We start from the raw sequence: 13,759 nt of genomic DNA, 5'->3' as shown, positions 1-13,759 counted from the left end.
CGTCGTATTCCAAACAGTATCTGTCCCACAGTAGACATAGAAAGGTCCGACAGACCTTTCTATTGGTACGAGCGTTCCGTTAACATTTTGCCTTGTTTGCGCTGCGGTCGCGCAACAGGCCCACGGACGGAACGAATGCTAAACAGCAACTTGCTTAGAAAGCTCGATATGCAGGACCTGATGGTGTTTGTCGCTGTGTATGAGCAAAGCAGCGTCACCGATGTGTCCGAAACCCTGTTTGTCAGCCAGTCCACGGTCAGTTACAGCCTCAAGAAGCTGCGCACCAGCTTTGAAGACGATCTGTTTATCAATACCCGCGCCGGCATGCGCCCGACCTACAAAGCCAGCACCATGTACGGGCATGTGCAGAAAATCCTCGAAAGCATCAACCTTTGCCACGCGGGCGCCCAGGCCTTCGACCCCACGCAAAAAGCCGTCACCTTCAACCTCTGCGCGCCCGAATATTTCGAGCAACTGATCCTGCCCAGGCTGTTGAGAAACTTCGATCACGCCGACCTGCCGGTGATCGTCAACGTCCAGAAGCTGGAAACCGAGATTCCCGTCGAGGCCCTGCGCGACGGGCGCCTGGACCTGGTGATCTGCTTCGGCCCGCACTTTCATCGTGAGCACAAGGACCTCAGGACCCAGATGCTGCTCGAAGACGACCTGGTCTGCGTCTTCGACAAACACGCCGCCCCACGGGAGCCGGCGTTCAGCCTGCAATCCTTCGTCGCCCGGCGCCATGTGTTCCCCACGCCCTGGACCTCGGACACCAACATGATCGACGGCTGGCTGGCCCGCCAGGCCCACAAGCGCCAGGTCATCGCCCGGGCCAACAGCTACAGCGCGGCGCTGAAGATGATTGCCGGCACCGACTTTATCGTCACCCTGCCCCGGCGCGTGCAACAGCTACTGGCCGTGGAACCGCAGTTCGGCCACTGCGAAGCGCCCAACGGCCTGCCGGGGTTTACCCTGGATATGCAGTGGAACGAGGCCAGCGAGCAGGAAAGCGCCAATGCGTGGTTTCGGGAGCAGGTGGTGGTGGCGGTGGGTGGGAGTTAAGCGGCAAGCGGCAAGAGAGGTGTCGCACTAGCTTGCCACTTCACCCCCCATAAACGCCTCCAGCCGCGCACGCATCCAACGTTCGGCCGGGTCGCTGTCCACATGGCTGAGCCAGACCATGGACAGGTCCAGGGTCGGCGTATCGAACGGGAGCGGCTCACAAAACAGGCTGCCTGCCGCAGCCATGGCCTGGGCCGTGTAATCCGGCAGGCTGGCGATCATATCGGTGCCGGCCAGCAGTGCCGGCAAGGCGCTGTATTGCGGCACGGATAACACCACGTGCCGCTGGCGACCGATCTGCGCCAGCCACTCATCGGCAAAACCCGTGATGTTGGCGGTGTGGGACACCAGTACATGGGGCCGCGCGCAGTATTCGTCGAGGCTCAGCGGCTGGTCCGAGGCATCGGCGCGCAGCACGCTGGGGCGGATATGGCGCAACAACTTGCGCTTGGCATTGGCCGGCAGGCCGCGCGTCTGGGTGATGCCGACCGTGATATCGCCAGAGGCCAGCAAATCGGGAATCCGCCAGTAATCAACGTGCTGCACCACAAACACCACCTGCGGCGCTTCGCTACGCAGGGCCCGCAGCAGCGGCGGCAACAGGCCGAACTCGACGTCATCGGACAGGCCGATGCGAAAGGTCATGGTGCTGACAGACGGGTCGAAATCATGGGTCAGGCTCAACGCCGCCGACAGCGAGTCCAGGGCCGGCGACAGATGCAGGATAAGTTCCTCGGCCCGCGCCGTGGGTTCCATGCGGTGGCCGACGCGGATAAACAGCGGGTCGTTGAACAACGTGCGCAGGCGGTTGAGGGCCGAACTGATCGTCGGCTGGCCGAGAAACAGCTTCTCCGCCGCCCGTGTCACGTTGCGCTCAAGCATCAGCGTTTCAAAGACCACCATCAGGTTGATGTCGGCCTTGCGTAATTCATTGCGATTCATGACAAACGCCCTACAGCCCAAGACTGCCGGCAGTTTAGGAACACAGCGGGGCCTGCGTCTATGCGCCGACTATCCAACCGACGGGTTTGGGACTATAAATCAGCTTCCATGGCAACCGAGAACACCCCCTGTGCTGGTCATTCTTGCCCTGGCCATCCTGATGGCCGGGCTGTGTATCTGGAGCATCAGGTTCATCGCCCACCCAACCGCCAGGACACTGCTGCGGGTATTTGTCGGGCTGTGCCTGGCCGCCATTGTGGCGTACCTGGTCTTGGCGTCGGGGTTTCCCACGGCGCTGCTGGTATCGGCAGGTTGACGAGCCCGTTGTCCCCCCCTCTAAATAGCCACTTTTTCAAGCACGGAGCGCTTAGCCATGAAGTTCGCCTACACCATCGTCTACGTCCCGGACGTTGCCGCGTCGCTGCAGTTTTTTGAACAGGCCTTTGGCTTCAGCCGACGCTTTCTGCATGAATCAGGGACCTATGGCGAGTTGGAAACCGGGGGCACTACCCTGGCCTTCGCCGCCCATGAGTTGGGGGAAATGAATTTCAAGGGCGGGCACGTTGCCGCTCATACCTCGAAGCAACCGCTGGGCATGGAGTTGGGATTGGTGACCGCTGACGTGCCGGCCGCCCACGCCAAGGCGCTGGCCGCAGGCGCCAGCGAACTCTCGGCACCGAGCAGCAAGCCCTGGGGCCAGGTGGTGTCTTATGTGCGCTGCCCGGATGGCACGCTGGTGGAGTTGTGTACGCCGATAGCCGGGTGAACGCTGGGCCCATCGTTGACATCAGGGCTTAAGTGGGCGCTCCTGGTCGCGCTCGGACAGTTCCGTCCCATCATCCGGGTGCTTCCAGGTCTGCGGTTTCTCTTCTTCGCGAAGCTGCCGCGCGCGCTCCTGCGCCGAGTCGTCGCGTGGCTTGGGTTCGTTATTCATACCCATCTCCCGTCCGTAAGAATTGGACACATAAACTCAGCATAGAACAGCCCTGCCAGGCGGGCCAACAAAACCCCAGCAACCAAACGCCCTCGACGTATCACACATCTTAAAAATCAGTTACAGCTGATGGAATGCTGACCAAGCCGAGCCGCAGTAAGATTGCCCATTCATGGTAAGCGCCATACTCGGTCAAACGTCGAGGAATACTTGTCAAAAAGCTCATCCCAGCCCATTGTAATGACCAACGTCATTACATCGGGAACCAACAGCATGGCCTCTATCAATATCCGTATCGACGACGACCTTAAGGCACGCGCTTATCGTGAACTGGAAAAACTCGGTGTCACGCCTTCCGAACTGATGCGCCAGGCTCTGCAGTATGTGGCAGAGCGTGGTCAGTTGCCCTTCAAACCAGTCTTGATGACTGAGGATGACGAGGCACTGATGGCAACCGTACGAGAGAGGTTGGCGGCGCCTCAACGCGTGAAGGTTTCATTGGATGACCTATAGCCTTGAGTTCGATGCACGAGCGCTGAAGGAGTGGCAAAAACTAGGGGAGACCGTACGCCAGCAGCTCAAGAAAAAGCTGGGAGAAATCCTGACCAATCCGCGCATTGAAACCAACCGCCTGCACGGTTTGCCCGACTGCTACAAAATCAAACTGCGCAGCAGCGGTTATCGCTTGGTCTATCAGGTGATTGATCAGGAAGTTACCGTGGTTGTAGTCGCTGTTGATAAACGTGAACGGGACCAGGTTTATCGTAAAGCGGCTGAGCGCTTGAGCTGACAGCCGCGACGGGGCTCACCCCATTCGGAGACCATGGCCTGCACGCTGCCCCTCAACAGCTTCTGGGAGCGACAGCCTGGTCGCCACTCAGCTTCCCCGCTCTTTATTGGATTGGGAGAGCACGGAGGCAGCAAGGGCTTTTGTCTGCTCGCTGTACTTATCGCTCTGAAGCGTCTTTCCAGCTTTTTCCTCCATCTGTGCACTGGTCTGCTTATCCGTACCACGTTGAGCCAACGCCGAGGCAGCCAGGCTTTTGGCGATGGCTGAGGCGTTTGGATTATTCAGGGTTTCGGCGGCCAATGTGGCCATCTTGCCGGAGGTCTTTTTCGTGTTTTTGCTCATAAGGCATTCCTTTGCAGTGTTGGGATCTGAGGCTTATCTCACACACGGCAAACGATATTGACTTACAGAGGGAGGCGCAACGCAGGCGCTGTGCGTAACGTTTTGGAAACCTGCATGAAAAGGTATGTTTGTTATGTAGTACGGGGTGTGACGGGCAAATGTCGGGTTTATGGAGCGTTTACCATAGAACAGCAAATACATTGCTTGCGGGTAGCGGCCGGGGCAGCAACTATGCAACCAGTTGCATATTAAAATTCACCCTGCTAATTTCTCCTCGCCGGGTATCCGACACCCGATCCGATTGGAGCCGCTATGTCTCTCCCTGCTGTTTTGCAAGGCCGTCTTTCGATTCCAGTGGTGTGTTCGCCGCTGTTTATCATTTCCAGCCCTCAGTTGGTGATCGCCCAATGCAAGGCCGGCGTAGTGGGTTCATTCCCCGCGCTGAATGCACGACCGGCGCCGGTATTGGAGGATTGGCTGAAACAAATCACCACCGAGTTGGCCGCGTACGATGCCCTGCATCCGGATAAGCCCTCTGCGCCGTTTGCGGTCAACCAGATCGTGCACAAGTCCAATGATCGGCTCGAACATGACCTGGCACTGTGCGCCAAATATAAAGTTCCAATCATCATCACCTCGCTGGGTGCGAGGGTGGATGTGAATGAGGCGGTACACGCCTACGGCGGCATCGTGCTGCACGACGTGATCAACAATACCTTCGCCAGAAAAGCCATTGAGAAAGGCGCCGACGGCCTGATTGCCGTGGCTGCGGGGGCTGGAGGCCATGCGGGGAAAATTTCGCCTTTTGCGCTTATCCAGGAAATTCGTGAATGGTTCGACGGCCCGCTGCTGCTTTCGGGGGCCATTTCACACGGTAATGGGATTCTCGCCGCCCAGGCGGCAGGCGCTGACCTGGCCTATATCGGCTCGGCGTTCATCGCCACTGAAGAAGCCCATGCCCAATCTGCCTACAAGCAAATGATTGTCGAGAGTTCGGCCGACGACATCATCTACTCCAACCTGTTCACCGGTGTGCATGGCAATTACCTGCGCCAAAGCATCGCCAACAGCGGTCTGGACCCAGATGAACTGCCAGTGTCCGACCCTTCAAAAATGAATTTCAGCACCGGTGAAGGGGCCAAGGCCAAGGCCTGGAAAGATATCTGGGGGGCAGGCCAGGGCGTGGGCGCCGTCAAGTCGGTACTGCCGGCCGGCAAGCTGATCGAGCGGCTCAAGGGTGAGTATCAAGCCTCACGCAAACGCTTGGACCTCAGATAACGGCGGGTCAGGTGACCTCTTCAGTGCCTGTGCCGCCGCCATCGCCGCCTCGCCGGGGCTCGACAGCTCCCACAAGGGGATTGGCGGTAGATGAAGTCGAACCCTGCCTGGCCTCACACCTCAATCAACGGCAATACCTCATCCGCCCAGGCCAGCCAGCTTTCTTCGAGCATGATTCCACGTCGCAGCACTATGTATTGCAGGCGCTGTGTGGTGCTCAACGAGGCAGATGAAAAGTCGCGCTGTTCAATCTGCCGATACGTCTCAAGCAGGGCCTGATGCTGCTTGATCAGGCGCTGGACCTCAGCCCCCAGGCCCAGCGGGCCAATCACCGCCTCGGCACGCAGCTTGATCAGCAATGCCTGGCTCTGGTCCCCCGCTTCTTGCGGCTCGCCCGCCCAGCGCATCAACTCGGCGCGCCCCGCAGGCAGCACCTGGTAGACTTTTTTGCGCCGCTTGTCATCCTCAGGGCCATCTTGCGCCACGAGCCAGCCGGCGCTGACCATACGGCCCAGCTCACGATAGATTTGCTGATGGGTGGCTTGCCAGAAATAGCCGATGGAGCGGTCGAACCGATTGGCCAACTCATACCCCGTGGAGGGCTTTTCCAGGAGTGAGGTCAGGAGTGCGTGCTGGATGGACATGGGGCGCAGTCTACCTCCGTGGTTCTGGCCCGGGCGAGCATGAAGTCGATGAAGGTCGAGGTCGCGCGGGTGTGATGGTGATCAGGCATATAGAGCATATACATGTTGGTGCCGAAGATGCTCAGCCGCCAGGCATCCAGGGCGGTCACCAGCGTGCCCTGGCACACGTCATCCTGCACCAGGTAGTCCGGCACCAGCCCGACGCCCAACCCGGCCAAGACGGCTTGGCGCAAGAACAGAAAGTTCTCCGAAATCAGGGTGGGCTCCAGCAGGACCTCATGACGTTCCTCGTCCAGGTAAGCGGCGACCCGCAATTGCCGGCCGACCACCGCCGCCGTAATCAGCGGCGCGGTGCGCAAGTCGCTGAGTTGCTCGGGCACACCATGCTCCTGGGCGTAGGCCGCAGAAGCGCAGGCCACGTAGCGCAACACGCCCATGTCCCGCGCCACCAGGTTTTGCGGCGGCTCGGACATGACCCGTACCGCAATATCCACTTCATCGCGCATCAGGTCTTCGACACGGTTTTCAAACATCACGTCCAGCACGATCCCGGGGTAAAGCCGCTTGAAATCGAGTAGCCAGTCGGCCATGACCCATTGCCCGTACCCGCTCGGGACGCTCACACGCACCCGGCCCTGCAGGCTCTGCCCCAGTGAAGAGACCGACTCTTGCGCCGCCAGCAGCTCATTGCGGATGGCTCGCCCATGCTCATACAGGCGCAGACCGATCTCGGTCGGCTCGATGCGGCGCGTAGTACGCCGTACCAGTTGCAAACCGATTGACTGTTCCAGGCGGCTGAGGTGGTAGCTGATGTTGGCCCGGCTGACCTTGAGGCGCCGTGCGGCCTCACTGAGGTTGCCTGCATCGATGATTTCGACCAGCAAGGTAAGCGACTTGAGGTCCATGGGCGGCCACTGTCAAAGGATTTTGAACAGCCTGTCAATCAGGGCTGTGATTGTCAATGAAGCTTTGCCTTCCGATAATCCTTCGGATAATCAGCCGCCGAGCACAACAGGTGAAACCATGCGTGAACCGATTCTTGTGCACCGCGAAGGTGCCGTTCTAGTGCTGTCCAATAACAACCCCGGCGCACGTAACGCCCTCACGCCCGAGTTCTATGGCGCATTACCCCAGGCCCTGGCCCGGGCCGAGGCAGATCCGGCGATTGGCGCCGTGGTGTTGACCGGTGTTGACGGCCATTTCTGCGCCGGCGGCGATCTGCATCGGCTGGCATTACGCCGGGCCATGACGCCGGCGGCGCGACGGGTCAACCTTGAAGGCCTGCATGACCTGATCCGCTCGATCCACACCTGCAGCAAACCGGTGATCGCCGCCGTCGAAGGTGCAGCAGCCGGGGCCGGCCTGTCGATTGCACTGGCGTGCGACCTGCTGGTAGTGGCCCGCAATGCTTCGTTTTCGGTGGCCTACGTCAAGGTTGGCCTCACCCCGGATGGCGGCGCCACGGCGTTTCTCGCCGAATTTGTCTCGCGCCAGGTACTGACGCAACTGTGCCTGACAGGTGAGCGGATCAGCGGTGAACGCCTGCATGCCATGGGTGCGGTGAATACCCTGGTCGAGCCCGGTGAGGCGCTCGCGGCGGCCATCACGCTGGCAACCCGGATTGGCGCAGGCCCACAGCGGGCAATGGCGCGGATCAAGGCCCTGTGCCGTCAGGCCAGCAGCGCAACCCTGGAGCAGCAGTTGGAACTGGAGGCCACCCATATGGTGGAGTCCATGGGGGACGATGAGGCTGGCGAGGGAATTGCGGCATTCTTCGACAAGCGACCCGCAGACTTCCTGGCCTTACGAAAAGCCAATCAATAATTCCGCACAGCGAAATATGATTCCATATATTTGACATTTCGCAGCATTGCATGCAAATCTCCAGCGAGATGGCACCCGCCATACCGTCCGCATATCGATTAACCCAGACTCATAACAACAGGGTTTTAGAATGTTCAATCGTCACCTGCCCCATTGGCCGGAGGGTGCGCCCCACCACCTGACACTGCCGGACACCAGTCTTTTCTGTAACCTGGAGATCGCTGCCCGGCGTTATCCGCAAAAGACCGCGATCATTTACTACGACACCCTCATCACCTACGCCCAGTTGCTCGATGAGGTCGAGCGACTGGCCGGGTATTTCCAGTCCCAAGGGATCAAGCGTGGCGACCGGGTGCTGCTGTTCATGCAGAACTCGCCTCAATTCATCATCACTTACTACGCCGCCTTGCGCGCCGACGCCATGGTGGTACCGCTCAACCCCATGAGCCGCGCCAGCGAACTGGAACACTACCTGCAAGATACTGACGGCGAGATCGTTGTCTGCGCTCAGGATCTGGCGCCTTTTGTCACGCCGCTGCTCGGTCGCTTCAAGCTGCGCCAAGTGCTGACCACCGCTTATTGCCAATACCTGCGCCAGCCCACCGACCTGCCCCTGCCACCCGAGTTGCTCGTTGCGGTGGAAACCGCGACGTTGCCTGGCGTGGTGCGCTGGCAGGCCGCACTCGATTGTGGCCAACAGCCTGGCCCGCACCTCAGTGGCGCTGACGATCACTGCGTGATGCCTTACAGCTCCGGCACCACCGGCGTACCCAAGGGCTGCCTGCACACCCATGCCTCAGTGATGGCGACGGCCGTGCATCGCCAGGCCTGGACTAACCGCACTTGTGAAGATGTGGTCCTGACCACCCTGCCGCTGTTCCATGTCGCCGGCATGCAGTCGTCGATGAACGGGCCGATTTTCAGTGGTGCCTGTGTGGTGGTCATGACCCGTTGGAACCGCGAAGTTGCCGCGCAGTTGATGCAGCGTTATCGCGTCAGCAACTGGTCCAATATCGTCACCATGGCCGTGGACTTCCTGACCCAGGAAGGGCTCGATCGCTATGACTTGTCCAGCCTCGATTACATTGGCGGTGGCGGTGCGGCGATGCCCGGGCCGGTCAAGAACAAGCTCAAACAGCTATTGGGCCTGGACTACATCGAAGGTTACGGCATGACCGAAACCATGGCAGCGACCCATATGAACCCCAAGGCGCGCAGCAAATCCCAATGCCTGGGTATTCCGGCGTTCGACGTGGACTCGCGCGTTATCGACAGTACGACTGGCCTGGAACTGGCGCCCCATGAGGTGGGGGAAATTGTCTGCCACGGCCCGCAAATTTTCAAAGGCTACTGGCGGCTCCCGCACGACACCGAAAAAGCCTTTATCGAACTGCAAGGTAAACGTTTCCTGCGCACCGGCGACCTCGGTTACTACGACGAAGACGGCTACTTCTTCATGGTCGACCGGATCAAGCGAATGATTAACGCCTCCGGCTACAAGGTCTGGCCTTCGGAAGTCGAAAGCCTGATGTACCGCCATCCGGCGATCAAGCAGTGCTGCGTCATTTCCTCCCCCGACGCACGCCGCGGGGAGGCCGTCAAAGCCCTGGTGACCCTGCACCCCGAGCGACAGGGCACCACGGCCGACGACATCATCGAGTGGTGCAAGGCCAATATGTCGGCCTATAAAGTCCCCGCCACTATTGAGTTTCGCGAGCATCTGCCGCAATCAGGCGCAGGCAAACTGCTATGGCGCCAGTTGCAGGATGAAGAATGGGCCGCCCACGCCCCCACCAGTACTGGCACAGGAAACTGATTGATGTCTGACGCCGTTATTGTCTCCACCGCGCGTACCGCCCTCGGCAAATCCTACCGGGGCGCCCTGAACAACACCCACAGCATCGACCTGGCCGGGCATGTGATCCAGCACGCCGTGGCCCGGGCCGGGATTGATCCGGGGTTGATTGAAGATGTGATCCTCGGTGCGACGTTTCATGAAGGCGCCCAGGGCAAGAACATGGCGCGCCTGGCCGCCATTCGTGGCGGGCTGTCCAGCGCCACGGCGGGGTTGTCGATCAACCGTTTTTGCAGCTCGGGCCTGCAAGCCATTGCCCTCGCGGCCCAACGTATCGTGTCGGAGAAAGTCCCGGCGATGATTGCCGGCGGCGTGGAATCCATCAGCCTGCTGCAAAACGACAAGCTCAATACCGATCGCGGGCAGAACCCGTGGCTGCGGGAACACAAACCCGAGCTTTACCTGTCGATGATTGAAACCGCCGACATCGTTGCCCGGCGCTACCACATCAGCCGCGAGGCCCAGGACGAATACGCCCTGCTCAGCCAACAGCGCACCGCCGCCGCCCAGGCCGCAGGTTTGTTTGATGAGGAGATTGTGCCCTTCAGCACCCACATGCTGGTCAAGGACAAACACAGCGGCGAGGTCAGTGAACAGGCGGTAACCCTGACGCAGGACGAGTGCAACCGCCCCTCCACCACCCTGGCCAACCTGGCCTTGCTGGAGCCGGTGCGCGGTGCCGGGCAATTCATTACGGCGGGCAATGCCAGCCAGCTGTCTGACGGGGCGTCGGTGTGCCTGGTCATGGACAGTCTGTATGCCGAACGCAACAACCTCGAGCCACTGGGCATTTTTCGCGGTTTTGCCGTGGCCGGTTGCGAGCCGGACGAGATGGGCATCGGCCCGGTCTACGCCATCCCCCGCCTGCTCAAGCGCAACGGCCTGAACGTCGACGATATCGACTTGTGGGAACTCAATGAAGCCTTCGCCTCGCAGGTGATCTACTGCCGCGAGAAGCTGGGCATCCCTCTAGACAAGATGAACGTCAACGGCGGCTCCATCTCCATCGGCCATCCTTATGGCGTCACCGGCTCACGCCTGACTGGCCATGCCCTGATCGAAGGCAAACGGCGCGGCGCCAGATATGTGGTGGTGACCATGTGCATCGGCGGCGGGCAAGGGGCTGCGGGGTTGTTCGAGGTCGTTTAAAAGCAGAACCAGAGCGCGAAGCTTCGCTCCCACAGGGGATCTTGGCTGGGCACAGAATTTTGGCCACACCGCCCATCAAATGTGGGAGCTGGCTTGCCTGCGATGGCGGTGGATCAGTCACTGAATATGTCGGCTGAACCACCGCTATCGCGAGCCCGCTCCCACACTTGTATGGGGTGGCTTCAGTCAAGCCGTTCGATCACACAGGCAATGCCCTGGCCAATCCCAATGCACAGGCTCACCAGCGCGTAGCGCCCTTGCTGGCGCTCCAGGCTACGCAAGGCCGTCAGGGCCAAGCGGGCACCCGAGGCGCCCAACGGATGGCCAATGGCAATCGCACCGCCCTGGGCATTCAAACGCGGATCGTCAAAGGCCAGGCCCAACTCTTTAGCGCACCCCAGCACCTGGGTGGCGAAGGCTTCATTGATTTCAATCACATCCATATCCGCCAGGCTGAGTCCGGCACGCGCCAAGGCCTTGCCAATGGCCGGAACCGGCCCCAGGCCCATCACCCTGGGCGCAACCCCCGCGACCGCACCGGCCACGATCCGCGCCCGAGGCCTGACCCCGTACCGCTCACCGATCGCACGGTTGCCCACGATCAGCGCCGCCGCCCCATCGTTGATCCCCGAGGCATTCCCCGCCGTGACCACTCCGTCGTCGAACAGCGCCCCCAGCCGGGCAAGCGCCGGCTCATCGGTGGACGGCCGTGGGTGCTCATCAGCCAGTACCTCCTTGGGCGGCAACTTGCGTCCTTGTGGCACCAACACCGACATCAGTTCCCCGTCATAAAAACCCTCGGCCAGCGCCTTGGCATACAGCGCCTGGCTACGCGCGGCGAACGCATCACTGTCGGCCCGGCTGATGCCCAGGTCGCGCGCAATGTTATCGGCGGTTTGCGGCATGCTGTCGGCGCCGAATTCGGCCTCGATCAGCGGGTTGGGAAAACGCGCACCGATGCTGCTGTCGAAGACCTGGAAGGCCCGGGAGAATGCCGCCTCGCTCTTGCCGACGACAAACGGCGCACGGCTCATGCTCTCGGTGCCGCCAGCGATAAACAACTGGCCCTCATCGCAACGGATCATCCGGTTCACATCCAGCAACGCCGCCAGCCCCGAGCCGCACAAGCGGTTGACAGTCAAGCCCCCCGTGGTCAATGGCAAGCCCGCGAGCAATGCCGCATTGCGGGCAACGTTGCGCGCATCTTCACCGGCCTGGCAGGCACACCCCGCCACGACGTCTTCATAGTCGGCGCCTGCAAACGGGCTGCGCGCCACCAGGGCACGAATGACCTCGCCCAGCAAGTCATCGGGGCGCACGCTGGCCAAGGCGCCGGCGCTGCGGCCAAAAGGTGTACGCAGGCCATCATAGATATAAGCGGACATGGTTATTGCTCCTGCACGGCAGAGGGATGATCAGGGGATTGCAGGCCCAGACCCAGTTGGACCCGGCGACGCAGCCAAGGGCTGGGGCGGTAGCGCGGCTCTTCATAACAACCTTGAATACCGCGCAATACCGCAAGGATCTTGTCGGCGCCATAGAATTGGGCGAAGGCCAGTGGGCCGCGCGGATAACCCAGCGCCAGCATCACCGCACGGTCGAGGGTGGCCGGGGTGGCGATGCCCCGCTGGACGATTTCCGCCCCCAGGTTGGCCACGCAGGCCACCACGCGCTGGATGATGAAACCGGGCGAGTCATTGATCACTTCCACCGGCACGCCACTGCTGCCGAGGGCCTGTACCGCCTGGGCTTCCAACGCAGGCTCAAGCGCCGGTTGGCGCATCAACACCAGGCGCTTGGAAAAATCGCAGAAGGTGTCCAGGGCCAGGGTGCGCTCAGCCGGTAAACCCAGGCGCGCAATCATGCTGCTGGCATCTTCCCCCAACGGGGTAATCAGGCAGATCGCGTTGGCCGGTGGTTGAGCGGCCTCTTCAAGCCTCGCCCCGCCAGCGGCGAGCAAGGTTGCCACTGCATCGCGCACGTGCAGCTCCTGGCTGTCGAGCCAGAAGGCCCGCTCGACCGCTACCACCGCGCGCTTGAGCGGGGGCGAACGCAGCTGTTGGCCGTCGACATACCGGTAGAAACCCTGCCCGTCACTCTTGCGCCCCAGCAAACCGGCGGCCACGCGCTGGGCTGCCAGGTAGGAAGGCGTATAGCGGGGGTCACCATAAAACTGCGCGTAGATCGACTCCATCACCCCGTGGGAAATATCCAGCCCGGTGAGGTCAAACAACTCGAACGGCCCCATGCGAAACCCCGGGCCATCGCGCAGGATGCGGTCGATCTGCTCGACATCGGCGATGTTCTCGCCAAGGATGCGCAAGGCTTCAGTGCCATAGGCGCGACCGGCATGGTTGACCAGAAAACCCGGCGTGTCCGGGGTTTGCGCCGCAAAGTGGCCCGCGGCCTCGGCCAACGCGCACAAGCGCTCCACCACCTGCGCCTGGGTACGCTCACCGCGCACCACCTCGACGATCTTCATCAGCGGCACCGGGTTGAAGAAGTGAAACCCGGCAACCCGTTCGGGGTGCTGGCAACCGCTGGCGATCTGCGTAACGGATAACGAAGACGTGTTAGTCGCCAGCACGGCGCTCGGCGCAACGATGACCTCCAACTGGCGAAACAGCCCTTGCTTGGCTTCCAGGTTCTCGACGATGGCTTCGATCAACAGATCGCAACCGGCCAAGGCTTCCAGGCTGGCGGCAGGCTGCATACGCGCCAGGGTCTGCTCCAACTGCTCGGGGCTGAGCTTGCCCTTGGCCACCTGGCGCGCCAACAGGTCCTTGTTAAAGCTCAGCGCCTGCTCGACTGCCTCGGGACGCACGTCATACAACAGCACCTCGCAGCCTGACGTCGCAAACACCTGAACAATGCCACGCCCCATGGCGCCACTGCCTATCACACCGATACGTGAAAACATGTCTTCTCCGAATTAATGT

At 61.0% G+C, this 13,759-nt stretch carries 16 protein-coding genes; 9 read left to right on the top strand and 7 right to left on the bottom strand.

Annotated features, from left to right (window positions below; genetic code table 11):
• Positions 1 to 135 precede the first annotated feature (135 nt).
• The gene (locus AC07W7_RS06510; protein ID WP_169901171.1) at positions 136 to 1,062 is read left to right on the top strand and encodes a LysR family transcriptional regulator; all 927 of its coding nucleotides are present in this window, start codon (positions 136 to 138) and stop codon (positions 1,060 to 1,062) included.
• Between the two features lie 27 nt (positions 1,063 to 1,089).
• On the opposite strand, the gene AC07W7_RS06505 is transcribed toward AC07W7_RS06510, so the two are convergent.
• Positions 1,090 to 2,004 (bottom strand): LysR substrate-binding domain-containing protein, encoded by a 915-nt coding sequence (locus AC07W7_RS06505; RefSeq protein ID WP_076962478.1) that lies wholly within the window; start codon positions 2,002 to 2,004, stop codon positions 1,090 to 1,092.
• 130 nt (positions 2,005 to 2,134) lie between these two features.
• On the opposite strand from AC07W7_RS06505, the gene AC07W7_RS06500 reads away from it, so the two are divergent.
• Entirely contained in the window at positions 2,135 to 2,320 is a 186-nt protein-coding gene (locus AC07W7_RS06500; protein WP_032863543.1) for a hypothetical protein, read from the top strand.
• A 57-nt stretch (positions 2,321 to 2,377) separates the two neighbouring features.
• Complete coding sequence (locus tag AC07W7_RS06495) at positions 2,378 to 2,770, top strand: VOC family protein (protein ID WP_076962479.1); 393 nt, start codon at positions 2,378 to 2,380, stop codon at positions 2,768 to 2,770.
• A 21-nt stretch (positions 2,771 to 2,791) separates the two neighbouring features.
• Here the strand turns inward: AC07W7_RS06495 and AC07W7_RS06490 are convergent, their stop codons facing one another.
• Positions 2,792 to 2,938: a hypothetical protein gene (locus AC07W7_RS06490; protein WP_162843705.1), complete on the bottom strand. Its 147-nt coding sequence runs from the start codon at positions 2,936 to 2,938 to the stop codon at positions 2,792 to 2,794.
• Between the two features lie 273 nt (positions 2,939 to 3,211).
• On the opposite strand from AC07W7_RS06490, the gene AC07W7_RS06485 reads away from it, so the two are divergent.
• On the top strand, positions 3,212 to 3,451 hold the full coding sequence (locus AC07W7_RS06485; protein ID WP_076962558.1) for a type II toxin-antitoxin system RelB/DinJ family antitoxin: 240 nt from the start codon (positions 3,212 to 3,214) through the stop codon (positions 3,449 to 3,451).
• Positions 3,441 to 3,728 carry a type II toxin-antitoxin system RelE family toxin gene (locus AC07W7_RS06480; RefSeq protein WP_495038955.1) on the top strand — a complete coding sequence of 96 codons (288 nt, stop codon included), beginning with the start codon at positions 3,441 to 3,443 and terminating at the stop codon, positions 3,726 to 3,728. Before AC07W7_RS06485 ends, AC07W7_RS06480 begins: the two co-directional genes overlap by 11 nt.
• A gap of 87 nt (positions 3,729 to 3,815) precedes the next feature.
• Here the strand turns inward: AC07W7_RS06480 and AC07W7_RS06475 are convergent, their stop codons facing one another.
• Positions 3,816 to 4,070: a hypothetical protein gene (locus AC07W7_RS06475; RefSeq protein ID WP_076962481.1), complete on the bottom strand. Its 255-nt coding sequence runs from the start codon at positions 4,068 to 4,070 to the stop codon at positions 3,816 to 3,818.
• A gap of 312 nt (positions 4,071 to 4,382) precedes the next feature.
• On the opposite strand from AC07W7_RS06475, the gene AC07W7_RS06470 reads away from it, so the two are divergent.
• On the top strand, positions 4,383 to 5,348 hold the full coding sequence (locus AC07W7_RS06470) for an NAD(P)H-dependent flavin oxidoreductase (protein WP_495038954.1): 966 nt from the start codon (positions 4,383 to 4,385) through the stop codon (positions 5,346 to 5,348).
• Between the two features lie 113 nt (positions 5,349 to 5,461).
• Here AC07W7_RS06470 and AC07W7_RS06465 read toward each other — a convergent pair whose 3' ends face one another.
• Positions 5,462 to 5,992, bottom strand: a complete 531-nt coding sequence (locus tag AC07W7_RS06465; protein ID WP_495038953.1) for a PadR family transcriptional regulator — start codon at positions 5,990 to 5,992, stop codon at positions 5,462 to 5,464.
• Positions 5,968 to 6,897, bottom strand: coding sequence for a LysR family transcriptional regulator (locus tag AC07W7_RS06460; protein ID WP_495038952.1), 930 nt, complete (start codon positions 6,895 to 6,897; stop codon positions 5,968 to 5,970). Before AC07W7_RS06460 ends, AC07W7_RS06465 begins: the two co-directional genes overlap by 25 nt.
• Before the next feature lie 118 nt (positions 6,898 to 7,015).
• Here AC07W7_RS06460 and AC07W7_RS06455 point away from each other — a divergent pair, with 118 nt between their 5' ends.
• From AC07W7_RS06455 to AC07W7_RS06445, 3 genes are all read left to right on the top strand, one after another.
• Positions 7,016 to 7,816, top strand: a complete 801-nt coding sequence (locus AC07W7_RS06455) for an oxepin-CoA hydrolase, alternative type (RefSeq protein ID WP_169867054.1) — start codon at positions 7,016 to 7,018, stop codon at positions 7,814 to 7,816.
• 130 nt (positions 7,817 to 7,946) lie between these two features.
• Complete coding sequence (locus AC07W7_RS06450) at positions 7,947 to 9,632, top strand: long-chain-fatty-acid--CoA ligase (protein ID WP_197882408.1); 1,686 nt, start codon at positions 7,947 to 7,949, stop codon at positions 9,630 to 9,632.
• A gap of 3 nt (positions 9,633 to 9,635) precedes the next feature.
• On the top strand, positions 9,636 to 10,820 hold the full coding sequence (locus AC07W7_RS06445; protein ID WP_076962487.1) for an acetyl-CoA C-acyltransferase: 1,185 nt from the start codon (positions 9,636 to 9,638) through the stop codon (positions 10,818 to 10,820).
• Between the two features lie 182 nt (positions 10,821 to 11,002).
• On the opposite strand, the gene AC07W7_RS06440 is transcribed toward AC07W7_RS06445, so the two are convergent.
• Positions 11,003 to 12,205 (bottom strand): 3-oxoadipyl-CoA thiolase, encoded by a 1,203-nt coding sequence (locus AC07W7_RS06440; protein WP_169898349.1) that lies wholly within the window; start codon positions 12,203 to 12,205, stop codon positions 11,003 to 11,005.
• 2 nt (positions 12,206 to 12,207) lie between these two features.
• Positions 12,208 to 13,740, bottom strand: a complete 1,533-nt coding sequence (locus tag AC07W7_RS06435) for a 3-hydroxyacyl-CoA dehydrogenase (protein WP_495038951.1) — start codon at positions 13,738 to 13,740, stop codon at positions 12,208 to 12,210.
• Between the last annotated feature and the right edge of the window lie 19 nt (positions 13,741 to 13,759).

This window comes from Pseudomonas sp. GW821-FHT01D09 (assembly GCF_059422465.1).
This window is presented reverse-complemented; position numbering and strand designations above follow the sequence as displayed.

What these genes read in the sequence shown, in the direction of transcription:
- AC07W7_RS06490 (WP_162843705.1), bottom strand. Translation starts at nt 2,938, where the DNA reads ATGAATAACGAACCCAAGCCACGCGACGACTCGGCGCAGGAGCGCGCG.
- AC07W7_RS06495 (WP_076962479.1), top strand. Translation starts at nt 2,378, where the DNA reads ATGAAGTTCGCCTACACCATCGTCTACGTCCCGGACGTTGCCGCGTCG.
- AC07W7_RS06475 (WP_076962481.1), bottom strand. Translation starts at nt 4,070, where the DNA reads ATGAGCAAAAACACGAAAAAGACCTCCGGCAAGATGGCCACATTGGCC.
- AC07W7_RS06485 (WP_076962558.1), top strand. Translation starts at nt 3,212, where the DNA reads ATGGCCTCTATCAATATCCGTATCGACGACGACCTTAAGGCACGCGCT.
- AC07W7_RS06435 (WP_495038951.1), bottom strand. Translation starts at nt 13,740, where the DNA reads ATGTTTTCACGTATCGGTGTGATAGGCAGTGGCGCCATGGGGCGTGGC.
- AC07W7_RS06450 (WP_197882408.1), top strand. Translation starts at nt 7,947, where the DNA reads ATGTTCAATCGTCACCTGCCCCATTGGCCGGAGGGTGCGCCCCACCAC.
- AC07W7_RS06465 (WP_495038953.1), bottom strand. Translation starts at nt 5,992, where the DNA reads ATGTCCATCCAGCACGCACTCCTGACCTCACTCCTGGAAAAGCCCTCC.
- AC07W7_RS06510 (WP_169901171.1), top strand. Translation starts at nt 136, where the DNA reads ATGCTAAACAGCAACTTGCTTAGAAAGCTCGATATGCAGGACCTGATG.
- AC07W7_RS06460 (WP_495038952.1), bottom strand. Translation starts at nt 6,897, where the DNA reads ATGGACCTCAAGTCGCTTACCTTGCTGGTCGAAATCATCGATGCAGGC.
- AC07W7_RS06505 (WP_076962478.1), bottom strand. Translation starts at nt 2,004, where the DNA reads ATGAATCGCAATGAATTACGCAAGGCCGACATCAACCTGATGGTGGTC.
- AC07W7_RS06480 (WP_495038955.1), top strand. Translation starts at nt 3,441, where the DNA reads ATGACCTATAGCCTTGAGTTCGATGCACGAGCGCTGAAGGAGTGGCAA.
- AC07W7_RS06440 (WP_169898349.1), bottom strand. Translation starts at nt 12,205, where the DNA reads ATGTCCGCTTATATCTATGATGGCCTGCGTACACCTTTTGGCCGCAGC.
- AC07W7_RS06445 (WP_076962487.1), top strand. Translation starts at nt 9,636, where the DNA reads ATGTCTGACGCCGTTATTGTCTCCACCGCGCGTACCGCCCTCGGCAAA.
- AC07W7_RS06455 (WP_169867054.1), top strand. Translation starts at nt 7,016, where the DNA reads ATGCGTGAACCGATTCTTGTGCACCGCGAAGGTGCCGTTCTAGTGCTG.
- AC07W7_RS06470 (WP_495038954.1), top strand. Translation starts at nt 4,383, where the DNA reads ATGTCTCTCCCTGCTGTTTTGCAAGGCCGTCTTTCGATTCCAGTGGTG.